Raw genomic sequence first — 23818 nt, 5'->3', positions numbered from 1 at the left:
GATCTGGGCCGTCAGCAACCAGCCTAAAGCCGCCCCAGCGCCCCCCCCCCCCGTTACCCCAGCCTCATCGCCATCGTCGTCCTGCACTTCGGAAACCCGGCACACCCCCAGAAGCGGCTCTCACCGCCCTTGGCCACGCGCTCAACGAGCTTGGTGCCGCAGTTGACGCAGGTCGGCCGCCAGTAGTCGCCTTCCAGCGCCACGGCCAGCAATGCCTGCTGCTGCTCAGGTGTGCGCGTGGCGATCAAGGCCAGCAGGGCTTGCACATCGAGCAGGTGGATGCTGTTCTCCTGCCCAAACGCCACCGCGTCGGGCGTGAAGGTGGAGGTGGTGGCGAACTGGCCGCGCCGCACGCCATGCGCAGCCATCACACCGCGCAGTTCGCGGACCTTGTCGACGCCCACCCGCTTGCCCTGCCAGTGCTTGCACTGCACGACGCTGACGGGCCGGTCGGGCACGCTGCTGGAATGCAGCCAGATGTCCACGCCGCCATCGGCGCCGTGGGACTGCGATCGGGTCTCGAAGCCGGCCTGTCGGAACAGGGCTTCCACCACCGCCTCGAAACGCCGCCATTCGATGACCTCGAACACTGCCGCACTCCAGGCCTGCGGCTTGCTGGCGGGCGCCACCGAGGCGGCCTGGGGGTCATCGGTTGATGCAACGGGCATCTTCGCTGCGGCAGGCGGGACCGGTGTTGTGGCCACAGGCTTCGCGGCAGCGGGCCTAGACAAGACCCGGCCCAGCACCAGCAGCACGCCGCCGACCAGCAGCATCACGTAGCCGAACGGTCGGGCCACCGCCAGCGCACCAGCCAGCGCGGGCTGGTCGACAAACCACGGCGCGGCGAGCAGTGCCACACCGATGACCAGTGCCATCACGGCCGTTTCATTGCGACGGCGGACCGCGCGGTCTTCCCTGCGCTTGTTCTTTCTTTTCATGGTTCTCTCCCTATGAACAGATGCTAACGGAGCCGTCGCCCGTTGCGGCCGCCCGCGCCGGTGGCTTGGGGCAAGCGTGCGCGCACCCGGGGAGGCAGACCGGATCAACCGCCGTGGCCGTCGGCTTTACGCATGCCCTCCAGCACCCCGGGCCCAGCCGGTGTAAGTTGCGCCCCTCGCCGCGCGACACAGCCCAGCACCTGACGAGAGAGCCGCCATGCTGATCAAAGCCCCCTTTCCCCACGCCCCCCTGCCCAGCGAGATCACGCCGCAGGCCAGCTATCTGAATCGCCGTGCGCTGCTGGCCGGCCTGGGCCTGGCGGCGGCGGCGCCGCTGGCCGGCGCACAGCCTGCCGCCGCCGGCGGCGGCAAGCTGCCCAAGCTGGCCGGCGCGCGCAGCGCGGTGGCCGGCGCCGTGGTGCTGGACAAGCCCACCAGCTACGCCGATGCCACGTCCTACAACAACTTCTACGAGTTCGGCACCGACAAGGCTGACCCGGCCGCCTACGCGCACACGCTCAAGACCCGGCCCTGGACGGTCAGCGTGGAAGGCGAATGCGCCAAGCCCGGCCGCTTCGACATCGAGGCCCTGCTCAAGCTCAGCGCCATGGAAGAGCGCGTCTACCGGCTGCGCTGCGTGGAGGGCTGGAGCATGGTGATCCCGTGGGTGGGCTACTCGCTGGCCGAACTGCTGAAGCAGGCGCAACCCACGTCCAAGGCCAAGTACGTGGAGTTCACCAGCCTGGCCGACAAAGCGCAGATGCCCGGCGTGCGCTCCGGCGTGCTGGACTGGCCTTACGTGGAGGGCCTGCGCATCGACGAAGCCATGCACCCGCTGGCGCTGCTGGCCTTCGGCATGTATGGCGAGGTGCTGCCCAACCAGAACGGCGCGCCGCTGCGGCTGGTGCTGCCGTGGAAGTACGGCTTCAAGTCGGCCAAGAGCATCGTCAAGATCCGCTTCACCGAGAAGGAGCCCGTCTCCAGCTGGACCAAGGCCGCCCAGCAGGAATATGGCTTTTATTCCAACGTGAACCCCAACGTGCCGCACCCGCGCTGGAGCCAGGCCACCGAGCGCCGCATCGGCGAGGACGGCCTGTTCGCCAAGAAGCGGCCAACGCTGATGTTCAACGGCTACGAGGCCCAGGTGGGCCAGCTCTACGCCGGCATGGACCTCAAGCGCAACTTCTGATGAAGCCGGCGTTGACCCGCACGCTGCTCCACCCGGCAGCGAAGGTGGTGCTGTTCCTGCTGTGCGTGGCGCCGCTGGCCTGGCTGGTCTACGGCGCGGTGGCCAACCAGCTCGGCGCCAACCCGGCCGAGGCGCTGATACGGGGCCTGGGCGACTGGACGCTGCGCGGCCTCATGCTCACGCTGGCCATCACGCCGCTGCGCGAGCTCAGCGGCCTGGCCGCGCTGGCGCGCTTTCGGCGCCTGCTGGGCGTGTTCACCTTCGTCTACGCGTCGCTGCACCTGCTGGCCTACGGCTGGCTGGACATGGGGCTGGATGTGCCCGAGATCGCCCGCGACATCGCCAAGCGGCCCTTCATTCTGATGGGCTTCGCCGCCTGGGCGCTGATGCTGCCGCTGGCCGCCACGAGCTTCAACCGGGCCATCCGGCTGCTGGGCGCCAAACGCTGGCAGGCACTGCACAAGGCCGTCTACGCGGTCTCGGTGATCGGGCTGATGCACTTCATCTGGCTGCGCGCGGGCAAGCACAACTTTGCCGAGCCGGCGGTGTACGGCGTGATCCTTGCCGCGCTGCTGGGGTGGCGGGTCTACCGGCGGGCCACCCGGTAAGAGCCGCGGCTGGGATAATCCGGCGCTCGGGGCCTGTTAACACGACGGGAACAGGCCGCGTTGAGGCCAGAAAGCCCGCGAGCAAGGCGCAAACCGGAGCCGGGTTGGACACCCGGCGAGGATTTGCAACGCTGCGCGCGGGCTTTCTGGCCTCAACCCGAAGGGAAGGCCATCCGCCAGGGGCCACTCGGCGTTGCACCACTGGCCCGCATACCAATGCGGGCGGCGTGCTGCGCCTTGATTGGCCCCTGGCGGATGGCCTTCGCGCCCAACTCCCGTCGTGTTAACAGGCCCTCGGCCTCCCATGCCCGAACCGACTTCCTTCGACGTTGCCATCCTCGGCGGCGGCCCTGCCGGCTGCAGCGCCGCGTCGTGGCTCGCGCAGCTGGGCCTGAGCACGCTGCTGGTCGAGCGCGAGCCGCAGCTGTGCGCCGCGCTGCGGGGGCTGGGCTTCCGCCAGGACTGGGTGCTGGGCCAGCCGGCCGCCGCGCTGGCCGACCTGGCGCTGGCCTACGCGCAGCAGGTGCAAGCCACGCCGCGCATCGCGCTGCGCCTGGGCAGCAAGGCCGAATCCGCCCGCTATTGCGCCCAGGACCTGGCCGGCGCGTGGACGCTGCAGCTGGCCAGCGGCGAGCATGTGCAGTCGCGCGCGCTGCTGGTCGCCACCGGCCTGCGGCTGCTGCGCCCGGCGCGCTACTTCGCCGTGCCGCACCCGCGCGTGCTGGACGCGACCTCGCTGACCACCCGGCGCGACACGCTGCCCGCGGGCCGTGTGCTGCTGCTGGGCGCAGGCGACAACGCGGCCGAGAACGCCCTCTTCCTGGCCGACCGCGGGTGTGACGTGACGCTATGGGCGCGCGGCAACTGGCGGGCGCAGGTTCACCTCATCGACCGCGTCGAGGCCCACCCGCGCATCCAGCTGCGCCTGGCCACGCCGCTGCCCGACGGGCTGCGGCCCGACGACGCCGGCGTGAACGTGAGCTCCAGCGCCGGCGACGAGCGCTTCGACCTCGTCGCCGCGCTGCTGGGCTTCGAGCCCGAGCCCTCGGCCTTCGGCCTGCTCAGCGAGCACGACCGCCCGCACGCCTTCGTCGCCGGTGACGCGAGCGGCCGCTGGCACCCCTGCGTGCAGACGGCGCTGGCCGATGGCGTGCAGGCCGCCAAGCTCATCGAGCAGGCGCTGCGCCCGGAAGGCTCCGCAGCCGCACCGCAACGCTTCAACAACCGCCAGGTCATCCACCTGCAGGGCCTGCGCTTCAAGGCCAACCTGGGCATCCTCGACTTCGAACGCGACGGCCCCCAGCCCATCCAGGTGGATGCCGAAGTCAACCTCGGCGCGCTGCCCATCGTCGCCCGCGACGCCGACATCGGCCGCGTGCTGGACTACCGCCGTATCCGCGCCGCCATCATCGACGAGTGCACCACCGAGCACACCGACCTCGTCGAGGCGCTGGTGGGCAAGCTCAGCAACCGCCTGATGAGCCTGGCCGGCGTCGTCGGCGTGCGCGTGAAGCTGACCAAGCTCGAAATCTTCCCGGACTGCGAAGTCGCCGTCTCCGCCGAAACCGGACTATGGTGACCACCCCCTACACGCTTTGCGCTGCCAAGGCCAGAGGCCTCGGCGTTCGGCAGGCAGAAAGAGTCCTCAGGACTCTTTCTGTCCGGCCTCACCCCCCTCAAGGGGGCGCTGCCAGTGGCCTGGCCAAGCCAGTTCCACGGCAGCCGCTGGATGAATCGGCCGCGCGCTGCGCGAGCCTCTCTGAATGACTGCTTCCCCGACCGCCATGAACACCGACGTCATCGACCACGACCAGGCCGCCGCCGACGCTCTCGCCGCCGAGAAGAAGGCCGCCCACGAGATCAACAAGCTGTCCAAGCGCCTGCACCGCCAGGTGGGCCAGGCCATCACCGACTTCAACATGATCGAAGACGGCGACAAGGTCATGGTGTGCCTGTCGGGCGGCAAGGACAGCTACTCGATGCTGGACATCCTGCTGAACCTGCAGCAGCGCGCGCCCATCAAGTTCAGCCTCGTGGCCGTCAATCTCGACCAGAAGCAGCCCGGCTTCCCCGAGGAGGTGCTGCCCGCCTATCTGAAGAGCCGCGGCGTGGACTTCCACATCGAGAACCAGGACACCTACAGCATCGTCAAGAAGCTCATCCCCGAGGGCAAGACGACCTGCAGCCTGTGCTCGCGGCTGCGCCGCGGCATCCTGTACCGCGTGGCCGGTGAGCTGGGCGCCAACAAGATCGCGCTGGGCCACCACCGCGACGACATCGTCACGACGCTGTTCCTGAACATGTTCTTCGGCAGCCGCATGAAGGGCATGCCGCCCAAGCTCGTCAGCGACGACGGCAAGAACGTCGTCATCCGCCCGCTGGCCTACGTGAAGGAGCCCGACCTGGTGCGCTGGGCCGAGCACCGCGAGTTCCCCATCATTCCGTGCAATCTGTGCGGCAGCCAGGAGAACCTGCAGCGCGTGCAGGTCAAGGCCATGATCAACGAGTGGGAGAAGCGCTACCCCGGGCGCATCGACAACATCTTCACGGCCATGGGCAACATCGTGACCTCGCACATGATGGACAAGCAGCTGTTCCCGTTCGAGACGGTCAAGGCCACGGGCGAGGCCGACGCCGGTGGCGACATCGCCTTCGATGACGACGAGTCTTGCGCCACCCCGTCGCCGGCCAGCTCGGTGATCACGCTGCAACGCTGATTTACAAAGGGGCAATGCGGTCGGGCCAGAATCCCATCATCACCACGATGGAGACGCTGTCATGAACCGCCGTCTGATCCTCTCCGCGCTCGCCGCCGCCTCGGTGGTGGCCATCACCGGCTGCGCCGGCCCGTACACCGTCTCCGCCGACGTATCGAGTTACGGCAACTGGCCGGCCGACCGCAAGCCCGGCACCTACGCCTTCGACCGCCTGCCCTCGCAGCAGCAGAACGATGAGGCCGCCAAGCGCCAGACCGCGCTGGAAGATGCCGTCAAGGCCGCCCTCGAGAAGGCCGGCTTTACCGCCGCACCCGATGCCAAGACGGCCGACGTGCTGGTCACGCTGGGCGCCCGCGTGACGGCCTACGACCCCGTGCCGTGGGACGACCCGATGTGGTGGCGTTGGCGCGGCCGGCTGTTCTCGCCGCGCTATGGCTATGTCGGCGCGGGCCCGTGGGGCTGGCGCCAGGACCCGTTCTTCGACCGCCGCTACGACCGCGCCGTGGCCGTGCTGCTGCGCGACCGCGTCTCCGGCGAGGCGCTGTACGAAGCGCACGCCAGCAACGAGGGCCTGTCGGCCAACGACACCTTGCTGACGCCGCTGTTCGACGCCGCGCTGGCCGAGTTCCCCAAGATCGAGCCCAAGTCGCACCGCGTCGCGGTGCAGGCCATGCGCTGACCGACAGCGCCGCGCCCGCCTGCCCATAATCGCGGCTTCGCAAAAACGAAGTCGCAAGGCAGGCATGGCGCTCAACATCGTGATCATGGCGGCGGGCAAGGGCACCCGCATGAAATCCGCAACGCCCAAGGTGTTGCACAAGCTCGCGGGCCGCTCGCTGCTGGCCCATGTGCTCAAGAGCGGCGAGCCGCTGGACGCCGCCGCCCGCATCGTCATCACCGGCCATGGCGCCGAGCAGGTGGAGGCCGCCGTCGCCGCGCCCGGCATCTCTTTCGTGCGCCAGATGCCCCAGCTCGGCACCGGCCACGCCATCCAGCAAGTGGTGCCGGCGCTCGTCGAGGATCAGGGTCAGGGCACCACGCTGATCCTCAACGGCGACGTGCCCCTCATCGAGACCAGCACCGCCAAGGCGCTGATCGACACCTGCGCCGGCCACGCGCTGGTGCTGCTGACGGTGGACCTGGCCGACCCGACCGGCTACGGCCGCATCCTGCGCGACAAGGACGATGGCGGCGTGCTGGCCATCGTCGAGCACAAGGACGCCACGCCCGAGCAACGCCAGATCCGCGAGGGCTACAGCGGCATGATGGCCGCGCCCACGGCGGCGCTGAAGCGCTGGGTGGCGCAGCTGACGAACAACAATGCCCAGGGTGAGTACTACCTCACCGACATCGTCGCGATGGCCGTGGCCGAAGGCCTGCCGGTGCTGGGCATCAAGGCCCACAGCGAGACCGAGGTGCTGGGCGTCAACGACCCGGTGCAGCTCGCGCAGCTCGAACGCGCGTACCAGGCCCGCCAGGCCGAGGCGCTGATGCGCGCCGGCGTGCGCCTGGCCGACCCGGCGCGCTTCGACCTGCGCGGCACGCTGACGCACGGGCAAGACTGCGAGATCGACGTGAACTGCGTCTTCGAGGGCCGCGTCGAGCTGGGCGACAACGTGCGCATCGGCAGCCACTGCGTGATCCGCAACGTCAGCATCGGTGCTGGCGCACGCATCCACGACTTCACGCACATCGACGGCGAGGCGCTGGGCGCCAGCGTCGGCGAGGGCACGCTGATCGGCCCGTTCGCCCGCCTGCGCCCCGGCGCGCAGCTGGGCCGCGAGGTGCACATCGGCAACTTCGTCGAGGTCAAGAACGCCACGCTGGCCGACGGCGCCAAGGCCAACCACCTGGCCTACCTCGGCGACGCAACGGTGGGCGAGCGCGTCAACTACGGCGCCGGCAGCATCACCGCCAACTACGACGGCGCCAACAAGCACCGCACCACCATCGGCAACGACGTGCATGTGGGCTCCAACTGCGTGCTGGTGGCGCCGGTCACGCTGGGCGACGGCGCCACCATCGGCGGTGGATCGACCATCACCAAGGACGTCAACCCCGGCGACCTCGCCGTGGCGCGCGGCAAACAGGTGGCCATCGCCGGGTGGACCCGACCCACCAAGAAGCGTTGAATAGCCCGGTCGCTGTGACATAGTTCCGGCGATCGCCCTGCGGGGCCGGGACTGCGGGGGCGCCTCCGCCCCCGACCCGCCGTTAGGATGGCCCCGACTCACGAACACCGACGCCCATGGCCCACGAACTCGACTTTGCTGCGCTTTCGTTCGACGACGCCGTCCCGGCCGACCTGGGTGCCTACGGCGTGGTCCAGGCCGATCAGGCCCGCGAGGAAGCCGATGCACGCAACCGCGCCCTCGAGCTGAAGGCGCAGGCCTGCGACAACGCCGCCGAGGCCTGCTGGTATCTGGCGCGCAGCCTGGGTGCCGCGCGCGATCTGCCGCAGGACGGCGAAGCCAGCCTCGAACTGCTGTTCCAGCTGATCGGCGCACTGGCCGACCTGCCCACCGACATCGCCGCTGCTCCGCTGCCCGACGTGGTCGGCGGCCGCGAGGACGGCATCACCGAACTCTGCCTGCAACTGGAAGCCGCTCGCGAAGTGACGCAGGACGCGCTGATCGACGCCGAACTGGCGCCGGCCCGCACACAGCATTGCCACTGACGCCTGCGTCGCCCACAAAAAAAGCGCCTCTGACGAGGCGCTTTTTTGTTGCTCGCTGCTTCAGCCGCCGCTGGCCAGCAGGGGCTTGTCGAGCGAGGCCACCGGCGGCAGCGTCAGGCGGTTGTCGACGCCCTTGACGCCAGACGTCGCGGCGGCCACGACCGTTGCGCGCTCACGGGCCTGGGCATCCGGGGCCTGCCCCTCCAGCTTGACCACGCCCTGCGCCGTGCTCACGGCGATGGGAACTGTCGCCAGCGCGGCGTCGGCTGCCAGCGCCTGACGCACCTGCATCGTGATGCCGGCGTCGGCCGGCTCCGTCGCCGAGGGCGCTGCCTGCGCCACGGGCGGCGTGTCGGCCGAGGCCGGCGCCGCAGCACTGGCAGGCAGCTCGCTCGCCTGGGCAAGCGCCGGCAATGCGACACCCGACGCAGGCGCCGAGGCCGGCGCGGGCGCCGCCACGGCCATCACCTCGGGGGGCGGCTGCAGCGTGCGTGTCACTGGTGCTGCCTGCTTCGTGGCCGCCATCTGCTCCTCGGCCGGCGCCAGCTTCACGGGCGGGTGTTCGACCGGCGTGGACACCACTTCCGGTGCCGGCTCGGCCGCGGATGCTGCCCCGGCGCTGGGCGGTTCGGCCGCCAGTTGGGCCTCTTCGGGCGATGGCGACGCCTGGCTGACCACGATGGGCTCCGCCGGCGTGCTGACCGGGCGATTGCGCGCCATGAGCGCACCGCCGCCGATCAGCACGACGGCCGCACCGGCGCTCAGCACCCAGGGCAACACGGGAGCGCGCCCGACCGTCGACATTGCAGCAGGCGCCACGCTGGGCCTCGGCGCTTGCGGGGCCATCGGCGCGTTCATGCGGATCGGGCGCGATGCCTGCAGCGGCACATCGCCGTGCAGCGGCGTGTAGGCGTTGACCGGCTTGGCGCCGGCCTTGATGCCCGGGCGGGTCGTCGCGGCCACACGGGGCGCAGCGCCGTCATCGAAATGACGGACCCAACCTTCTGCATGCATGGACTTGGGGAATTTCATGGTCGCCTCCTGGGGTCGGCATCGACAAGTTCTCGATGAGCCCATTGTTGGAAGCCCCTCAGCCCGCCCTTGCCCGCCCAGGCGCTCTTGGCGCGTAGGACAGGACCCCGGCGGTCAGCGCTCGACCGGTGCGGCCCTCTGCCAGACGAAGTCGGCAATGGCGGCTGCGTCCTGCAAGGCCAGTTGCGGCAGCGGGCAGCCATCGATGGCGGCATCGCTAGCGACGGCGACGATGCCGGGCCAGTCCGGCCACAGTGGCGACGCGCCGTGGCCGGCGCGCCAGACCTCCAGCTTGGGGAAGTCGCCGCTCTTGAAACCCTCCACGAGCACCAGGTCACAAGCCTGGATGCGGCTCAGCAGGTAGGGCAGCTCGGGCTCGGGGTCGCCCCGCAGTTCGTGCATCAGCGCCCAGCGCGTGGCGCCGAGCAGCAGCACTTCCTGGCAACCGGCCTCACGCAGCCGGAAGCTGTCCTTGCCGGGGCGGTCGACTTCGATGTCCTTGTGGCTGTGCTTGATCAGCGAGACCCGCCGCCCGGCACGGGTGAACTCGGGCACCAGCCGCTCCAGCAGCGTGGTCTTGCCCATGCCGGAACGCCCGGCGATACCCATCACTTTCATGCCGGCATCTTCGCGCAGCCGCGCCGGCCGCGGGCCGGTGTCGATCAGAAGCCCTGCACGGGCAGGTCGGCGCCGCGTTGCAGCCAGTTGCGCGGCGAGTAGCGGCTGGCGCCGTCGGTCACATGCAGCGTGTAGGCGTGGCGCGATTTCTCGGAACGGTTGGCGGCTGAGTAATGCGGCAGCAGGCCGTGGAAGACCACCAGCGAACCCGCCTCGACTTCCAGCGGCACGGCCTGGCGCGAATCGGCCGCGGGCCACGGCGTGGCGTCGACCTGCTCCATCCAGGCCTTGCGGCCTTCGCGCACAAAGCGCTCGCGCAGCACGCCGCGCGGGCCGCGATGGCCGCCCGGTTCGGTCCACAGGCAGCCGTTGTGCAGCGTGGCGTCTTCCAGCGCGAACCAGAAGGTCGTCACCGTGACGGGGTCGCTCTCGAAGAAGCTGGCGTCCTGGTGCCAGCGCACCTCGCCGCCAATGCCCGGCTGCTTGAAGATGAACATGCTCTGCCAGACCTGCGGCCGCGCCAGGCCCAGCGCCGTGGCCACGCCGCGCAGCGCCTCGCCCTTGGAGAAGGCGCTGAACACGGGGTCGAGGTCGTGCATCGCATGGCCGATCTTGTTGATGGCCAGCTCCTTGGGCACGCGCAGCCGGCCCTCGGCGTCGAAGGCCTCTTCCTCGAAGAAGCAGCGCACCTGGTCGCCGCTGTCCAGGAAGTAGTCGTCGACGTGGCGCTGCTGCTCCTCGGTCGTGAAGACGGGCCGCTGCTCGCCGGGGTCGAACGCGTCGACGATCTGCAGCGCGCGCTGGCGCAGCGCGGCGATCTCTGCGGCGGGCTTGAAGCCGGGAATGACGAGGAAGCCTTGTTCGGCGTAGCGGGCAGCGTCGAGGGTCATGTCAGCACAAGGGAAAGCGTGTCGGGCGATTCTGCCGCCGCCCGGTGGGCCCGGCCGGCGGCTTGGCGGGGCGGCTCAGCGGCCGCCCGCCTCGGAGGCCAGCGCCAGCGCCAGCGCGGCCTCGGTGACGGCCCGGCCCACCGGGGTGGCCGGGTCGGGCCGGCGCAGCCGCGGCACCGCGCCGCTGAGGTCCAGGCTGCCCACCACGGTGCCCTGGTACAGCATCTCGTAGCCGACGGCGGCGCCCTGCGGCTTGGCCTGGCCTTCCAGCAGGTGCACCGAGCGCAGGCCCACGGTCAGCTCGCCACGGCGGTAGGCGCCTTCGCGCGTGAGCACGCCGGCGCGCAACGGCCCTTCGCCGATCTGCAGCATGGCGGCCGGCGCGCTGCCCCAGCGGCAGCTCAGCACCCACGGGCGGGAATCGGCGAAGCGGCCGTTGGCCGTCTGCTCCGGCGTCCAGCCTTCGCAGCTGGCGTCGTTGTCGGCCACACCGGTCGTGAAGCGCAGCGGCGCTCGCACTTCGGCCGGCAGCGGCTGGAACAAGGCCAGGCGCTCCGCGCCGCGCGTGTAGCGCACGCGTTGCCCGTCGAGCGAGAAATCGCCCTGCCGGCCCCAGGCCGCCTTGCCGAAGCGCTCCTGCGCGACGCCGGCCACCGAGGGCGCCTGTGCCATGTGCACGTCAGCCCGAGCGACATTCACCTCGCGCGGCGACAGGCTCACCGACGAACAACCCACAAGCGACAGGACGAGAACGGAAGCAGCGGCGAGCGCGGAACGCGACATGACGAAGACGTGACGGTGAAGGAAGGGCAACTCTAGGCCAGGCCCACGCGCCGTACGAACTGTTACCACTAGTCCAGCGAATCAGTGAAATCGGTGGTGCGCAGGGTCGCAAGCCGCGGGCAACGTCAGGGCAGCCCCGGTTCCGACGCGGCTTCGGCCGGCGGTGGTGCCGGCTCGGCCGGCATGCCGATGCGGGCGATCGCCATGTCGCCGGCGAACTCGCTGTAATACCAGTCGTCGCCCAGCTTCGTGAGGCCGTCGGCCGGTGGGGACACCTGCGTGTTGGGCTGCCCCTTCAGCGCGACGGCCATCGTCGACGCCCAGACGGGCAACGCCAGCCCGCCGCCGCTCTCGCGTTCGCCGAGCGATTTCGGCGTCGGGTAGCCGATCCAGACGGCGCCGGCCCGCGCCATCTGGAAGCCGCAGAACCAGGCGTCGACAGCATCGTTGGTGGTGCCGGTCTTGCCGTAGAGGTCCCAGCGGCCCAGCAGCGCGCTGGCCTTGGCGGCCGTGCCCTCGCGGGCCACCGCCGCCAGCAGTTGGGACGTCATGAACGCATTGCGCGCGCTGATGGCCTGGCGGGGCTTGGGCGGGTCGGCCTGGAACAGCACCTCACCCTGCGCGTCCTGCACCTTCTGCACCAGCCAGCCTGTGGGCCGCAGGCCGCCATTGGCGAAGGCGGCATAGGCCTGCGCCATTTGCAGCGGCGTGACGGCGCCGGTGCCCAGCGCGATGGTCAGGTTCGTCGGCTGGCGCTCCTCGTCGAGCCCGAACCGGCTGGCCCAGCTGCGCACCCACTGCGGGCCCATGGCCTGCGCGAGGCGGATGCTGACCATGTTCTTGGAGCGGGCCAGCGCCTGGCGCAGCGTCAGCGCGTCTTCGTACTGGCCGTCGTAGTTGCGCGGCGCCCAGTCGCCCTGCACGAACGGCTGGTCGCTGACCTGCGTGCCGGCCCACGCGCCCTTCTCGATGATGGCCGAGTAGATGAAGGGCTTGAACGCCGAGCCCGGCTGGCGGTAGGCCTGCGTGGCCGAGTTGAACTGGTTGCGTGTGAAGTCGAAGCCGCCCACCAGGGCGCGGATGGCGCCGGTGGCCGGGTCCAGCGTGACGACGGCGCCCTCAGCCTGCGGCGTCTGGCTGAGCTGCCATTGCTTGGCCACCTCCAGCACGCGCACGACCGCGCCCCGCTTGGCGCCCTGCAGCGAACGCAGCGCGGGGCCCTTGAGCGTGATGTGCTCGCCATCCGACAGCGCCAGCCGGGCGCCGTTCTTGTCCTGCTCCAGCAGGATGGCCGCCCGCAGCTCGCCCAGGTCGGGATGGGCATCGAAGGCGGCGTCCAGGGCCTCGTCCAGCGCGTCGCCGTCGGGCAGCTGCACCGTCGCTTCCGGCCCGCGGAAGGGCTGCCGGCGCTCCAGCTCGAACAGCGCATGGCGCAGCGAATCCTGCGCCGCCGCCTGCTCGGCATAGAACAGCGTCGTCGTCACCGTGAGACCGTGCGTGTAGGCCGTCTCGCCGAAGCGCGCCAGCATCTCGGCGCGCACCTGCTCGGCCGCATGGTCGGCCACGCCGGCCAGCCGCTTGGGATGCACGATCTCCAGCGGCTCCTCGCGCGCCGCCTTGGCCTGCTCGGCCGTGATGAGGCCCACCGCGGTCAGCCGCTCCAGCACGACAGCCTGGCGGCGCTTGGCGCTGCGCAGGTGCACGGCCGGGTTGTAGCCCGCCGGGTTCTTCGGCAGGCCGATGAGCAGCGCCATCTCGGCCGTGTCGATCTTGTCCAGGCTCTTGCCGAAATAGCGCTCGGCAGCGGCCGCGAAGCCATAGGCCCGGTTGCCGAGGAAGATCTGGTTCATGTAGATCTCGAGGATCTGCTCCTTGGTGAGCGCCTGCTCGATCTTGATGGCCAGCAGCGCCTCGACGATCTTGCGGGTCCAGCGCTGCTCCTTGGTCAGGTAGGTGTCGCGGGCCAGCTGCTGCGTGATCGTGGAGCCGCCGTGCAGCGGGCCGCCATGGGTGATGTTGCGCACGAACGCCCGCGCGATGCCGCCGAAGTCGATGCCCGAGTGCGTCCAGAAGTCGGCATCCTCCAGCGCCAGCAGCGCGTCCTGCATGGGCTTCGGAATGTCTTTCAGCGGCACGAACCGGCGCCGCTCGGCACCGAACTCGCCGATGAGCTGCCCGTCGGCGCTGAGCACGCGCAGTGGCTGGTGGGGCTGGTAGTCGGTCAGCGTATCCAGCGGCGGCAGTTGCACCCAGACGATGGCGGCCACGATGGCGCCCAGCAGCAGCAGGCACAACGGCACCGAGACGAGAAAACCCAGCCAGGGCCGGTTGACGAAGAACTTGAGCATGGCGCGCATCCTAGGGCCAGCGCGCGACGCGGCCGCTTCAGGTCGCTAAAGGTCGTAACCGGGCGCCGGCGACGCCCCAGGGGCCGCGAAACGGCGCGTGAGGTCAGACGGCGCGCTCGGCCGCCGCGATCAAGCGGCTGACACGCGAGACGGACAGGCCCAGCTCGCCGGCCAGCGCGCTCATCGCCACGCCACCCTCGGTATGGGCGAGCCATAGCGCCTGCTCACGGATGCCGTCGGCGCGCCGCAGCCATTCGGGCCAGCCGACCCGGGCGGCAGGCCGCGGCAGCCTGGCGGCAGCGGCGCGCATGCGCTGGGCGAAATCGGCGTCGCCCAGGAAGATCTGCTCGCGCAGGCGCCCCGGCCACAGCGCCAGCTTCGGGTCCGACGCGACCAAGGTTTCGTACAACTCCCCAGCACGCCGATGGTCGGCCGCCGTCAGCGCTGGCCTGCCCAGCACAAAGCGGTGCAGGCCATCGACATCCAACCACTCGGGCGCGGGCTCCAGGCCGGCCAACGCACGAAAACTCGAGCCGGGCCACGCCGCCGCGCCGCCGCGCGTCGCGCCTTCGCGCACGGGACTCAGGTCCACGTAGCGACAGGCATCCAGCAGATGGCGCTCGCGATCCACCAGCACGGCGTGAAAGCGCCCCTGGAACAGCGACCCGCTGAAACCGTCGCGGCGCTGGCGGTGAAGCGTGTAGACGCCGTTCACGTGACGCATGAGGGCGGACAAGTTGGCGCGGCGAGTGAACAGCAGCAGCTCGTAGTGACGCGGCAGCAACGCGTAGGCGAGCGCCTGGGCATCGAAACGATGCAGCGCCTGGGCCAGCAAGGCGAGCATCTCGGCGCGGTCGGCTTCATCGGCGAACGCGAGCCGACGGCTTTCGCGCGGGCAATGGGCGCTGATCAGGTAGACCGCGCCGGCAATCTCGAGTCGAGCGGGCCGTGCCATGCGGGCCACCTTAAGTCCGGCGGCGCGGAATGGCAAGATGGCGACCTGCCGGCCACCCGTTGCCTTCATGAAAACCCACGAAATCGAAATCCAGAAGTTCAAGGCCGCCACGAACAACGTGCATGGGCAGGTATTGCTCAAGGTCGATGCCCTCATCTCCAACCGCACGCCCATCGACGGCATCGAGCCCAGCAGCCTGCTGGTCATGACCGAACAGAACGCCCGCGTGCTGATGGCGTTGCTGAAGACCCAGATCGCCGAGTTCGACAACAAGAAACCCAAGAGCCGCCACGGCCGCCACGGCTGAGCCCGCGCACAGAGGAAGACACCCATGCGGCACCCGCAATACAACCCCGCCTCCGACAACCGCCCGCTGTCCGACGACGAGCTCAACGACCTCGACGAATTGCTGGCCGCGCTGCCCACCGACGGCGCGCTGAACATCGAGGCCCTGGACGGCTATCTCGCCGGCCTGCTGCTGACACCCGGCCGCGCACTGGCCGACCTGCCCGGCGACGCCTGGCTGCCCGTGGTGTGGGGCGGCGACGGCGAACCCGACCCGGCGCCTTTCGCCAGCGGCAAGCAGCGCAAGAAGGTCATCATGCTGGTGCTGCGGCACCTGCATTCCATCGCCACGGCCTGGCAGCAGCGCCCCCAGGGCTGGGAGCCCATCTTCAGCTTCGCCGACGGTGACAGCGAGACGGGAGACGCCGACGACGCCGTCGAATACGCTGACGCCGAGGACTGGGCGGCCGGCTTCCTGATCGCCGTGGACCTGGCGCCCGAGGCGTGGGCACCGCTGTTCGACGGCGGGGAGACTGCCGCGCTGCTGGCGCCCATCGCGGCGCTGGGCGCCGAGGACGGCCCGCTCGCTCAGGCCAGCGCCGCCGAACGCGACGAGGCCAGCCGCTCGATTCCTGACGCCATGCTGGCGCTGAGGGCGATGCGCCTGAAGACATAAGAAGGGGCTTTATCCCCTTCCCGGATGTGGCCGACCGCCCAGCTTTGGTTCAAACTCGCCCCATGCTGAACACCGTCCTCGCTGCCGCCGGTCTGGCCACCTGCATTGCGCTGGCCGTGCACATGGCCCTGCCCTATCGCCTGCGAAGCCGCGTCGATGCGGTGGTTGCGCGCCTGGGGGCCTGGGCTCGAACCAAGATCGACAGCGCCGTCGGCTGGCGCCGACGCCAGCGCCAGACGCGGGCCGCCGCGCTGGAAGCCGAGCGCGTCATCCGCCGCGCCCGCGACTCGGCCCAGCAGGGCCGCGTGGAAGGCGAATGGGACGGCAACGTCTACCGCCCCAAGAGCTTCGAGAAGCCGCGCAAGCCGCATTGACGATGCGCGTCGCCTGGAGCGCGGCCGCCCTCAGTCGCCGGATTGCTGCAGCCGCCACATCTGGGCATAGCGCCCGCCGCGCGCCAGCAGTTCGTCGTGCCGGCCGCGCTCGATGATGCGGCCCTGCTCCAGCACCAGGATCTCGTGCGCATCGACCACCGTGGACAGGCGGTGGGCGATGACCAGCACCGTCTTGTTCTGGCCCACCGCCTCCAGCTCGGCCTGAATGGCGCGCTCGTTGGTGGAGTCGAGCGCCGACGTGGCCTCGTCAAAGATGAGGAGGGGCGGGTTCTTCAGTAGCGTGCGGGCGATGGCCACGCGCTGCTTCTCGCCGCCCGACAGCTTCAAGCCGCGCTCGCCGACCATCGTGGCGTAGCCCGCCGGCGTGGCAGCGATGAAGTCGTGGATGTGAGCCGCCCGTGCGGCGGCCTCCACATCAGCCTGCCCCGCGCCGGGCCGCCCGTAGGCGATGTTGTAGGCCACCGTGTCGTTGAACAGCACCGTGTCCTGCGGCACGATGCCGATGGCGCGGCGCAGGCTGGCCTGCGTCACGGTGCGGATGTCCTGCCCGTCGATGCTGATGCGGCCGGCCTCGATGTCGTAGAAGCGGTAGAGCAGCCGCGCCAGCGTGCTCTTGCCCGAGCCGCTGGGCCCGACGACGGCGACCTTCCTGCCCGCCGGGATCTCGAAACTGACGCCGTGCAGGATGGGGCGCGAGGCGTCGTAGGCGAAGCGCACATCTTCGAAACGCACGCTGCCGCCCTGCACCTGCAACTCGGTCGCGCCGGGCCCATCGGCCACCTCGCGCTCGCGGTCCAGCAGCAGGAAGAGCTTCTCGATGTCCGTCAGCGACTGCTTGATCTCGCGGTAGATGACGCCCAGGAAGTTCAGCGGGATGTAGAGCTGGATCATGAAGGCATTGACCATGACCAGGTCGCCCAGGCTCATGCGGCCGCTGACCACGCCCTGCGTCGCCCGCCACAGCATCAACACCAGCGCCGTGGCGATGATGAGCTGCTGCCCGGTGTTGAGCATGGACAGCGTCGTCTGGCTCTTGAGCTGGGCGCGGCGCAGCTTCTCGAGGCTCTCGTCATAGCGCGCGGCCTCGAAGCTCTCGTTGTTGAAGTACTTGACCGTCTCGTAGTTCAGCAGCGAGTCGATGGCGCGGCTGTGGGCCACGGAGTCCAGCTCGTTGAGCGTCTTGCGGAACTTCGTGCGCCATTCGGTGACTGCGACGGTGAAGCCGATGTAGGCCACCAGCGCCGCGACGGTGATGCCGGCGAACCAGACATCGAACTTGGTGCCGAGCAACGTCAGCACCAACACCACCTCGATCAGCGTCGGCACGATGCTGTAGAGCGAATAGCTGATCAGCGAGTGCACCGCACGCGTGCCGCGCTCGATGTCGCGCGTCATGCCGCCAGTCTGGCGCTCCAGGTGGAAGCGCAGGCTGAGGTCGTGCAGATGGCGAAACACCTGCAGCGAGATGCTGCGTGCGGTGCCCTCCGTCGCCTTGGCGAAGATGAGCTCGCGCAGCTCGGTGAACAGCGACGTCGACAGCCGCAGCGCGCCGTAAGCCACCAGCAGCCCGAGCGGCACGACGAGCAGCGCCTGCGGCTGGCCAGGCTTCAGGTCCAGGCTGTCGACCAGTTGCTTGAGCAACAGCGGCACGCCGACGTTGCTGAGCTTGGCGCCCACCATGAAGGCCAGCGCCAGGCCCACGCGCCAGCGGTAGCGCCACAAGTAGGGCAGCAGGCGGCCGACCGTGCCCCAATCTCCCTGCACGGCGGGAGTTTTGGACGCGGAGGGCAGTTCGATGGCGCGCGGCGTGGATCGCATGGGAGCTGGGGACCGAAAATGGCGGTCAGATTGTCCCAAGTGAAAGCCATGCCCCAGGTTTCAAGTTCCCCTCCTCCCGTCGTCGGCCAGCGCGAGCTGGTGCTGCGCGTCATGCCCATGCCGGCGGATTCCAACGCCAATGGCGACATCTTCGGCGGCTGGATCATGGCGCAGGTGGACATCGCCGGCAGCATCATGCCGGCACGGCTGTCCCGCGGCCGCGTCGCCACGGTCGCCGTCAACGAGTTCGTCTTCAAACAGCCGGTCTCCATCGGCGACCTGCTGAGCTTCTACGCCACCGTGACGCGCGTCGGCCGCACGTCCATCACCGTGCATGTCGAGGTGTTTGCCGAGCGCAACCCGGAGGCGCCGAAGGTCGTCAAGGTGACCGAAGCCAACCTCACCTACGTGGCCATCGACCTCCAAGGCAGCCCCCGGCCGGTGTCGCCGGAGCAGGCGGGCTGAACGCCCAGGGGCCGGCATTGGCCGCCGGCCCGATGCGGGGCGCCGCGACGGGCGCCCTGTCTCGTCAAGGTGTGGGGATGAGGTCGACCGCGTCGTACGCGAGCGCCGGGCTCAGATAAGCCGAGCCTGCCGTGCCGCTGACGATGTTGATCTTCACCGTGTTGGTGCCCGCCACCAGCGCGCTGGCCGGAATGGCGATGCTGTAGATCCGGTTCACGCCGCGATAGGTGCCCACGGTCAGGTTGCGCGAACCCTTGCCCGGCGCCCCGGGGATGGCCGACGTCCAGTTGTTGACCGTGATCTGCGGGCGCGCGGCACTGAATTCCGCCGTGGTGCCGATGCGCAGCGTCAGGTTGCGCACCTGCGCACTCGTCAGCGTGAACTGGATGGCGCGGCCGTTGTTCACGTCCTTCCATTGGTAGGCGGGGAAGCCGGCGGCGGCCGTCGACGAGCCGACGACGAACGTGGCCGGCAGCCAGCTGCTCATGCGCACGTCGCTCGGGTGCATGGTCGTCAGTCGCGCGCCATTGACGAACTCGGCAGGCGTGCCATCCCAGTTGCCGATGCGCCACAGCGCTGCGGTGCTGGCCGGGTCGGCATTGATCGTCAGCGTGTGCAGCATCGTCGTGCCGCCGGCCGTGACTGTGACGCTGCCGGTGTAGACCGCCAGTTCGTTCTTGTAGACGGTCATCGTGTAGACGCCCGGCCGCATGCCTGCGCTGTTGAAGTAGCCGTTGTTCGCCAGGTTGGCCGTCGTCCAGTACTGCGCCGCTGCGTTGGAGAAGGCAACGGTGTAGCTGTAGGCCGGATCGGTGCCCGCCAAGCCCACGCCTGCGACCGCGCCGCGGCCTGCCGGTGCGACATACCCGTCCAGCGCCATCAGCGAGAACCAGCTCGTGTCCGGGGCCGTTGGCGCGCTGCCGTTCGTGAACATCAGCGTGTAGCTGTTGAGCACGCCGAACCGGAAGGCTTCCGTCTGCCCCTCACCGTAGTTGACGATGTAGGTCAACTCGTTGTTGGTGGAGGTGATCTGGTTGAGCAGGCTGCGGTAGAACGGCCCGCCGGAGTTGCCCTCGTTGTTGTCGCGGTAGAACCAGAGCCCGACGCTGCTGCCACTGTTGAGGCCACCGAAGTACTTCCAATCCTTCAGCCGCATGTTCGAGTAGTGCTTGGAGCGCGTCTGGCCCGTGCCGGAGATCGCGAACACGTCACTGGCCTCGATGGTCGAGTTGGTGCTGCGCAGATCCTGCGGCCAGTTGCCGGCGCTGTCGGCACCGCCCGGCGTGCCTGCGGGGCCGCCCTTGGACAGCACACCGATGGGCACACGCACGATGTAGCGCACGAGGTTCAGCGTGTCGGGCTCCTCGGTGAAGTAGGTGCCCATGTAGACACGAGGTTCACCGCTCTTGGCCATGTAGTAGTGCTTGAGCACACCACCGTTGGCGCTGTACACGGTGACCGTGACCTTCACGTAGGCACCACCGGCCACGACGCCGCCATTGGCCTTGGACGCAGCCGTCGCCACGCCGGTGCTGCTGACCATCTGAGCCTGCACGTCGACGGCCGAGACGTTGCTGTAGAGGTAGTCGAAGCCGGAGTTCAGCTGCGAACCACGGCTGGCGTCGGCGTACTGCACGCCGTTGTAGAGGATGCTGGTGAGGTCGCCCTTGGACTGCGTGCTGACGCCGTTGTCGTAGGCCCGCACCTTGAACACGAGGCCGCCGCCCGTGTCCACCTGGTACTGCACCTTGGCGGCGCTGCCGCCGTCATACACCGTTGTCAGGCTCAACGCGGCCGAGGCCGGAACGGCCACGGTCATCAAGCCACCCGCGAGCGCCAGCGCGCCCAGCCGGCGCACTTGCCGGCAAAGTTCATCGATCCACATGTTCTGTTCTCCTTCTGGACCCAACCTTGTTAACCACTCGTCCGGCCGGCATGACCGCATCGTTGATGCCGCGAGTCTAGGAGGCACCTACCGCTGCCGTATCCAACCGGTTGTAGGGTTTGCAACCTGTGGTAAGCCCGCCGCCGACATGGCGGCCTGCGCCGCGCACCGCGACAGCCGGGCGACAAGCCTCTGCAGGCACCGAACGCAGCGCCATGGCGCCTTCGCCGTCAAGGCGTCAGCGGCGTCCGACCTCGAGCTACCGCGCCGTCCGGCACTGCACCAACGTGCCGAACCGTAGTCTGCAGTCCTCTGCCGTCAAGGCACCAACCCCCAAGGAGCTCGCCATGCTGCGCTACGCCATCATCTTCTTCGTCATCGCGCTGATCGCCGCCGTCTTCGGCTTCACCGGCATCGCCGCGAGTGCAGCGGGCTTCGCCCAACTGCTGTTCTATGGCTTCCTGATCCTGGCCGTCATCGGCCTGCTCATCGGCCTGGTGCGACGCTAGTCCAGCGAATCAGTGAAATCGGTGGTGCGCAGGGGGCAGGCCGGGCTGGCGGCTAGGCGCAGCGCGCAGCCAAGGCTGGCCGCCTTGGCAAGCGCTGCAACGACGCGGCCGGCCCGGCCAGCCCCCTGCCCGAAGGGTGAGTCCCTGGCCAGCCGCACTCCGCGTTGCAAGCGCTTGCCGGGTGCCTACACGCCTGCACGCTTGCGCCTTGATTGCCGCTGGCCAGGGGCTCACGCACCACCAAGTTCACTGATTCGCTGGACTAGGCTCAGTCGAACTTGGAGAAGTCCGGCACCCGCTTCTGAAAGAACGCCTGGAAGGCTTCCATCGCCTCCGGGCTGCGCAGGCGGGCGCTGAAGATCTCCGCCTCACGCGCGATGGCCGCCTTCACGGCCTCGCGCTGAGGATCACGGATCAACTGCTTGCTCTGGCGCACCGCGCCGGGTGCCAGGTGGTTGAACCGCTCGGCAATGCGGCGCGCGTGGTTGACGACCTCGCTGCCCGGCAGCACGCGGTTGGCAATGCCGCATTCCACGGCCTGCTCGCCGGTGAATGGATCGCCCAGCAACAGCTTTTCGGCCGCGCGGCGGTTGCCCATCAGCTGCGGCACGACCAGGCTGGAAGCGAACTCCGGCACCAGGCCCAGGCCCACGAACGGCATGGCCAGGCGCGCGTCGTCGGCCACGAACACGAGGTCGCAATGCAGCAGCAACGTGGTGCCGATGCCAATGGCCGCACCGGTGACGGCCGCGACCACGGGCTTGCTGCAATCCAGCAGCGCATGCATGAACTGGAACACCGGCGCGTCCTCGCCGCGCGGCGGGCGCGCCATGAAATCCTCCAGGTCGTTGCCCGACGTGAAGATGCCGGGCTGACCGGTGATGAGCACGGCGCGCACGGCCTTGTCCGCATCGGCGGCCTGCAGCGCCTCGGCCATCTGCTGGTACATGTCCTGCGTGATGGCGTTCTTCTTCTCGGGGCGCGCGATCTCGAGGGTCGCAACGCCGTTGACGGTGTAGGTCTTGATGGTCATGTGGGTCTCCTGTCGGGGATCAGCGGCATTGTCGCGGGCCGCGCCTTGGCCGGGCCGTCTGGCGATGTGCCTGCGTTCAGCGGGGCAAGGCCGGGCGAGAGGCTCACGCGACAGCGGTCTTCGCGTGGAACTGCGTCCAGTGGTTCGCCAGGTGCATCAGATGGGCGCGCTCGTACTGCGGCTTGGTCAGCTCGCCGTAGGCCAAATGGGGTCGCAGCGCGCCGTTGAATTGGGCAAAAGCATCCATCGCCGCCAGCAGGCGGTTCACCGAAGCCCGCAGCGCCTGTGCCGCGTCCAGCGCCGGCGCGCCGGGAATGGGCTCGTCCAGGCTGTGGCTCATCTGGCCGCGCGCGTTGAACACGCTGAACGCGGCCGAGCCGATGGAAGCGCGAAACCAGGCGCCCTTGAGTACCGGGAACCCCTGCATCGAGAACTCGATGCTCTGGGCCAGATGCTGCAGCACCTGGCTGAGGTTCCAAGGGTTGCCTTGCACGAGCTTCTCGTGGAACAGCAGGTCCAGCACGGCTTGCTGCGCCTGCGGCCAGCTCCGGAAGGTCATGAGCTCGCCGGTGCAGCCGGCCAGCGGCGGCGCCGCGAGCAACACGGCGGACGATTGAAGAAGCTTGCGTCTGTTCATGCTTGACCATCCCTGTGGTGAGCAGGCAATCGTCGCCGGACCGAGCCCTCCCCAGCGGCCCTCGCTGAACTGGCCTTGCCAGGCCGCCGAGGGTGCCACGTTGAGAGTGGCCGGCCAAGCCGGCAGGGGTTTGGGTCAGAGCCTCTCGAAGATGCCTGCAGCGCCCTGGCCGGCGCCGACGCACATCGTCACCATGCCGTACTTGCCGCCGGTGCGGCGCAGGTTGTGGATGACCGACGCCGCACGGATGGCACCGGTGGCGCCCAGCGGGTGGCCCAGCGCGATCGCGCCGCCGTTGGGGTTGACCTTGGCGCGGTCCAGCTCGATGCCCTTGCTGTCGAGGTCGTTCAGCACGGCCAGCGATTGCGCGGCGAAGGCTTCGTTGAGCTCGACCCAGTCCAGGTCCTTGGCCGAAATGCCGGCGGCCTTCAGCGCGGCGGGGATGGCTTCGATCGGGCCGATACCCATGATCTCGGGCGGCACGCCCTTGACGGCGAAGGACACGAAGCGGGCCAGCGGCGTCAGGTTGTAGCGCTTGAGCGCCGCTTCGCTGACGATGATCAGGCCGCCCGAACCGTCGGAGGTCTGCGAGCTGTTGCCGGCGGTGACGCTGCCCTTGGCGGCGAACACGGGCTTCAGCTTGGCCAGGCCTTCCAGCGAGGTATCGGGGCGGGCGCCTTCGTCGAGCTTGACGGTGCGGGTCTTCACGTTGACCGTGCCGTCAGCGAGGTTGGGCGTGCGATCGATGACGTCGAAAGGCGTCATCTCGGCATCGAAATAGCCCGCCTGCATGGCCGCAATGGCGCGCTGGTGCGATTGCAGCGCGAACGCGTCCTGCGCCTCACGGCTGATTTTCCACTTCTCGGCCACGCGCTCCGCCGTCAGGCCCATGCCGTAGGCGATGCCGATGTTCTCGTCCTTCTCGAAGATCAGCGGCGACAGGCTGGGTTTGTTGCCGCCCATCGGGATCATGGACATGGACTCGACGCCACCGGCAAACATCACGTCGGCCTCGCCGACGCGGATGCGGTCAGCCGCCATCTGCACGGCGGTGATGCCCGAGGCGCAGTAGCGATTGATCGTCACGCCGCCGATGGTGGGGCCGAAGCCGGCCAGCACCGAGGCCACGCGGGCGATGTTCATGCCCTGCTCGCCTTCCGGGAAGGAGCAGCCGACGATGGCGTCTTCGATGGCCTTGGCTTCCAGGCCCGGGGCCTGTGCCAGCGCCGCCTGCATCACCTTGACGAGCATCTCGTCGGGGCGGGTGTTCTTGAAGTAACCACGGCCGCTCTTGCCGATGGGCAGACGGGTGGCGGCAACGACGTAGGCGTCTTGGACTTGCTTGCTCATGACTGTTCCT

General features: G+C 69.3%; 24 protein-coding genes and 1 pseudogene. 13 read left to right on the top strand and 12 right to left on the bottom strand.

Features of this window, described 5'->3' with window-relative positions; genetic code table 11:
- Positions 1–53: 53 nt before the first annotated feature.
- Positions 54–938 carry a restriction endonuclease gene (locus ACG00X_RS00305; RefSeq protein ID WP_394485799.1) on the bottom strand — a complete coding sequence of 295 codons (885 nt, stop codon included), beginning with the start codon at positions 936–938 and terminating at the stop codon, positions 54–56.
- A 217-nt stretch (positions 939–1155) separates the two neighbouring features.
- On the opposite strand from ACG00X_RS00305, the gene msrP reads away from it, so the two are divergent.
- The 8 genes and pseudogenes from msrP to ACG00X_RS00265 all read left to right on the top strand — a co-directional run bounded on the left by msrP (position 1156) and on the right by ACG00X_RS00265 (position 8129).
- Positions 1156–2127 (top strand): protein-methionine-sulfoxide reductase catalytic subunit MsrP, encoded by a 972-nt coding sequence (gene msrP / locus ACG00X_RS00300; RefSeq protein WP_394485797.1) that lies wholly within the window; start codon positions 1156–1158, stop codon positions 2125–2127.
- A gap of 11 nt (positions 2128–2138) precedes the next feature.
- On the top strand, positions 2139–2735 hold the full coding sequence (locus tag ACG00X_RS00295) for a protein-methionine-sulfoxide reductase heme-binding subunit MsrQ (RefSeq protein ID WP_394486351.1): 597 nt from the start codon (positions 2139–2141) through the stop codon (positions 2733–2735).
- Positions 2736–3039: 304 nt separating this feature from the next.
- Positions 3040–3768 (top strand): annotated as a pseudogene (locus tag ACG00X_RS00290) (NAD(P)/FAD-dependent oxidoreductase); the annotation flags it as partial.
- A gap of 147 nt (positions 3769–3915) precedes the next feature.
- On the top strand, positions 3916–4314 hold the full coding sequence (locus ACG00X_RS00285; protein WP_394486350.1) for a dihydroneopterin aldolase: 399 nt from the start codon (positions 3916–3918) through the stop codon (positions 4312–4314).
- A 205-nt stretch (positions 4315–4519) separates the two neighbouring features.
- Positions 4520–5452: a tRNA 2-thiocytidine(32) synthetase TtcA gene (gene ttcA / locus ACG00X_RS00280; RefSeq protein WP_394485795.1), complete on the top strand. Its 933-nt coding sequence runs from the start codon at positions 4520–4522 to the stop codon at positions 5450–5452.
- 61 nt (positions 5453–5513) lie between these two features.
- Positions 5514–6131: a DUF4136 domain-containing protein gene (locus tag ACG00X_RS00275; RefSeq protein ID WP_394485793.1), complete on the top strand. Its 618-nt coding sequence runs from the start codon at positions 5514–5516 to the stop codon at positions 6129–6131.
- Positions 6132–6195: 64 nt separating this feature from the next.
- Entirely contained in the window at positions 6196–7584 is a 1389-nt protein-coding gene (glmU, locus tag ACG00X_RS00270) for a bifunctional UDP-N-acetylglucosamine diphosphorylase/glucosamine-1-phosphate N-acetyltransferase GlmU (protein WP_394485791.1), read from the top strand.
- 116 nt (positions 7585–7700) lie between these two features.
- Entirely contained in the window at positions 7701–8129 is a 429-nt protein-coding gene (locus ACG00X_RS00265) for a hypothetical protein (protein ID WP_394485789.1), read from the top strand.
- Between the two features lie 60 nt (positions 8130–8189).
- Here the strand turns inward: ACG00X_RS00265 and ACG00X_RS00260 are convergent, their stop codons facing one another.
- The 6 genes from ACG00X_RS00260 to ACG00X_RS00235 all read right to left on the bottom strand — a co-directional run bounded on the left by ACG00X_RS00260 (position 8190) and on the right by ACG00X_RS00235 (position 14755).
- Positions 8190–9161: a BON domain-containing protein gene (locus ACG00X_RS00260; RefSeq protein WP_394485787.1), complete on the bottom strand. Its 972-nt coding sequence runs from the start codon at positions 9159–9161 to the stop codon at positions 8190–8192.
- A gap of 114 nt (positions 9162–9275) precedes the next feature.
- Entirely contained in the window at positions 9276–9779 is a 504-nt protein-coding gene (gene mobB / locus ACG00X_RS00255; protein WP_394485785.1) for a molybdopterin-guanine dinucleotide biosynthesis protein B, read from the bottom strand.
- A 44-nt stretch (positions 9780–9823) separates the two neighbouring features.
- The gene (locus ACG00X_RS00250; RefSeq protein ID WP_394485783.1) at positions 9824–10669 is read right to left on the bottom strand and encodes a phytanoyl-CoA dioxygenase family protein; all 846 of its coding nucleotides are present in this window, start codon (positions 10667–10669) and stop codon (positions 9824–9826) included.
- Positions 10670–10744: 75 nt separating this feature from the next.
- On the bottom strand, positions 10745–11452 hold the full coding sequence (locus ACG00X_RS00245; RefSeq protein WP_394485781.1) for a hypothetical protein: 708 nt from the start codon (positions 11450–11452) through the stop codon (positions 10745–10747).
- Positions 11453–11577: 125 nt separating this feature from the next.
- On the bottom strand, positions 11578–13800 hold the full coding sequence (locus ACG00X_RS00240; RefSeq protein ID WP_394485779.1) for a penicillin-binding protein 1A: 2223 nt from the start codon (positions 13798–13800) through the stop codon (positions 11578–11580).
- A 103-nt stretch (positions 13801–13903) separates the two neighbouring features.
- Positions 13904–14755, bottom strand: a complete 852-nt coding sequence (locus tag ACG00X_RS00235) for a transposase (RefSeq protein WP_394485777.1) — start codon at positions 14753–14755, stop codon at positions 13904–13906.
- A gap of 67 nt (positions 14756–14822) precedes the next feature.
- Here ACG00X_RS00235 and ACG00X_RS00230 point away from each other — a divergent pair, with 67 nt between their 5' ends.
- From ACG00X_RS00230 to ACG00X_RS00220, 3 genes are all read left to right on the top strand, one after another.
- The gene (locus tag ACG00X_RS00230; RefSeq protein ID WP_394485776.1) at positions 14823–15062 is read left to right on the top strand and encodes a hypothetical protein; all 240 of its coding nucleotides are present in this window, start codon (positions 14823–14825) and stop codon (positions 15060–15062) included.
- A 24-nt stretch (positions 15063–15086) separates the two neighbouring features.
- The gene (locus ACG00X_RS00225) at positions 15087–15716 is read left to right on the top strand and encodes a UPF0149 family protein (RefSeq protein WP_394485774.1); all 630 of its coding nucleotides are present in this window, start codon (positions 15087–15089) and stop codon (positions 15714–15716) included.
- Between the two features lie 62 nt (positions 15717–15778).
- Complete coding sequence (locus ACG00X_RS00220; protein ID WP_394485773.1) at positions 15779–16090, top strand: hypothetical protein; 312 nt, start codon at positions 15779–15781, stop codon at positions 16088–16090.
- Between the two features lie 30 nt (positions 16091–16120).
- On the opposite strand, the gene ACG00X_RS00215 is transcribed toward ACG00X_RS00220, so the two are convergent.
- Positions 16121–17929: an ABCB family ABC transporter ATP-binding protein/permease gene (locus ACG00X_RS00215; RefSeq protein ID WP_394485772.1), complete on the bottom strand. Its 1809-nt coding sequence runs from the start codon at positions 17927–17929 to the stop codon at positions 16121–16123.
- A 48-nt stretch (positions 17930–17977) separates the two neighbouring features.
- Here ACG00X_RS00215 and ACG00X_RS00210 point away from each other — a divergent pair, with 48 nt between their 5' ends.
- A complete protein-coding gene (locus ACG00X_RS00210; RefSeq protein ID WP_394485771.1) occupies positions 17978–18394 on the top strand; it encodes an acyl-CoA thioesterase in 417 nt (138 codons plus the stop codon).
- A gap of 64 nt (positions 18395–18458) precedes the next feature.
- Here the strand turns inward: ACG00X_RS00210 and ACG00X_RS00205 are convergent, their stop codons facing one another.
- On the bottom strand, positions 18459–20279 hold the full coding sequence (locus tag ACG00X_RS00205; protein ID WP_394485770.1) for a rhamnogalacturonan lyase B N-terminal domain-containing protein: 1821 nt from the start codon (positions 20277–20279) through the stop codon (positions 18459–18461).
- 347 nt (positions 20280–20626) lie between these two features.
- Between ACG00X_RS00205 and ACG00X_RS00200 the strand changes: the two genes are divergently transcribed.
- Positions 20627–20788 (top strand): DUF1328 domain-containing protein, encoded by a 162-nt coding sequence (locus tag ACG00X_RS00200; protein ID WP_394485769.1) that lies wholly within the window; start codon positions 20627–20629, stop codon positions 20786–20788.
- Positions 20789–21056: 268 nt separating this feature from the next.
- On the opposite strand, the gene ACG00X_RS00195 is transcribed toward ACG00X_RS00200, so the two are convergent.
- From ACG00X_RS00195 to ACG00X_RS00185, 3 genes are all read right to left on the bottom strand, one after another.
- Entirely contained in the window at positions 21057–21821 is a 765-nt protein-coding gene (locus ACG00X_RS00195; RefSeq protein ID WP_394485768.1) for an enoyl-CoA hydratase, read from the bottom strand.
- Positions 21822–21924: 103 nt separating this feature from the next.
- On the bottom strand, positions 21925–22458 hold the full coding sequence (locus ACG00X_RS00190; RefSeq protein WP_394485767.1) for a DUF1569 domain-containing protein: 534 nt from the start codon (positions 22456–22458) through the stop codon (positions 21925–21927).
- A 135-nt stretch (positions 22459–22593) separates the two neighbouring features.
- The gene (locus ACG00X_RS00185) at positions 22594–23808 is read right to left on the bottom strand and encodes an acetyl-CoA C-acyltransferase (RefSeq protein ID WP_394485765.1); all 1215 of its coding nucleotides are present in this window, start codon (positions 23806–23808) and stop codon (positions 22594–22596) included.
- Between the last annotated feature and the right edge of the window lie 10 nt (positions 23809–23818).

Source organism: Pelomonas nitida (genome assembly GCF_043555975.1).
GTDB classification, from domain to species: Bacteria; Pseudomonadota; Gammaproteobacteria; order Burkholderiales; family Burkholderiaceae_C; genus Pelomonas; species Pelomonas nitida.
This window is presented reverse-complemented; position numbering and strand designations above follow the sequence as displayed.

What these genes read in the sequence shown, in the direction of transcription:
- ACG00X_RS00265 (WP_394485789.1), top strand. Translation starts at nt 7,701, where the DNA reads ATGGCCCACGAACTCGACTTTGCTGCGCTTTCGTTCGACGACGCCGTC.
- ACG00X_RS00235 (WP_394485777.1), bottom strand. Translation starts at nt 14,755, where the DNA reads ATGGCACGGCCCGCTCGACTCGAGATTGCCGGCGCGGTCTACCTGATC.
- ttcA (WP_394485795.1), top strand. Translation starts at nt 4,520, where the DNA reads ATGAACACCGACGTCATCGACCACGACCAGGCCGCCGCCGACGCTCTC.
- ACG00X_RS00225 (WP_394485774.1), top strand. Translation starts at nt 15,087, where the DNA reads ATGCGGCACCCGCAATACAACCCCGCCTCCGACAACCGCCCGCTGTCC.
- msrP (WP_394485797.1), top strand. Translation starts at nt 1,156, where the DNA reads ATGCTGATCAAAGCCCCCTTTCCCCACGCCCCCCTGCCCAGCGAGATC.
- glmU (WP_394485791.1), top strand. Translation starts at nt 6,196, where the DNA reads ATGGCGCTCAACATCGTGATCATGGCGGCGGGCAAGGGCACCCGCATG.
- mobB (WP_394485785.1), bottom strand. Translation starts at nt 9,779, where the DNA reads ATGAAAGTGATGGGTATCGCCGGGCGTTCCGGCATGGGCAAGACCACG.
- ACG00X_RS00210 (WP_394485771.1), top strand. Translation starts at nt 17,978, where the DNA reads ATGCCCCAGGTTTCAAGTTCCCCTCCTCCCGTCGTCGGCCAGCGCGAG.
- ACG00X_RS00275 (WP_394485793.1), top strand. Translation starts at nt 5,514, where the DNA reads ATGAACCGCCGTCTGATCCTCTCCGCGCTCGCCGCCGCCTCGGTGGTG.
- ACG00X_RS00190 (WP_394485767.1), bottom strand. Translation starts at nt 22,458, where the DNA reads ATGAACAGACGCAAGCTTCTTCAATCGTCCGCCGTGTTGCTCGCGGCG.
- ACG00X_RS00185 (WP_394485765.1), bottom strand. Translation starts at nt 23,808, where the DNA reads ATGAGCAAGCAAGTCCAAGACGCCTACGTCGTTGCCGCCACCCGTCTG.
- ACG00X_RS00260 (WP_394485787.1), bottom strand. Translation starts at nt 9,161, where the DNA reads ATGAAATTCCCCAAGTCCATGCATGCAGAAGGTTGGGTCCGTCATTTC.
- ACG00X_RS00195 (WP_394485768.1), bottom strand. Translation starts at nt 21,821, where the DNA reads ATGACCATCAAGACCTACACCGTCAACGGCGTTGCGACCCTCGAGATC.
- ACG00X_RS00305 (WP_394485799.1), bottom strand. Translation starts at nt 938, where the DNA reads ATGAAAAGAAAGAACAAGCGCAGGGAAGACCGCGCGGTCCGCCGTCGC.
- ACG00X_RS00240 (WP_394485779.1), bottom strand. Translation starts at nt 13,800, where the DNA reads ATGCTCAAGTTCTTCGTCAACCGGCCCTGGCTGGGTTTTCTCGTCTCG.
- ACG00X_RS00245 (WP_394485781.1), bottom strand. Translation starts at nt 11,452, where the DNA reads ATGTCGCGTTCCGCGCTCGCCGCTGCTTCCGTTCTCGTCCTGTCGCTT.
- ACG00X_RS00200 (WP_394485769.1), top strand. Translation starts at nt 20,627, where the DNA reads ATGCTGCGCTACGCCATCATCTTCTTCGTCATCGCGCTGATCGCCGCC.
- ACG00X_RS00215 (WP_394485772.1), bottom strand. Translation starts at nt 17,929, where the DNA reads ATGCGATCCACGCCGCGCGCCATCGAACTGCCCTCCGCGTCCAAAACT.
- ACG00X_RS00250 (WP_394485783.1), bottom strand. Translation starts at nt 10,669, where the DNA reads ATGACCCTCGACGCTGCCCGCTACGCCGAACAAGGCTTCCTCGTCATT.
- ACG00X_RS00205 (WP_394485770.1), bottom strand. Translation starts at nt 20,279, where the DNA reads ATGTGGATCGATGAACTTTGCCGGCAAGTGCGCCGGCTGGGCGCGCTG.
- ACG00X_RS00220 (WP_394485773.1), top strand. Translation starts at nt 15,779, where the DNA reads ATGCTGAACACCGTCCTCGCTGCCGCCGGTCTGGCCACCTGCATTGCG.
- ACG00X_RS00230 (WP_394485776.1), top strand. Translation starts at nt 14,823, where the DNA reads ATGAAAACCCACGAAATCGAAATCCAGAAGTTCAAGGCCGCCACGAAC.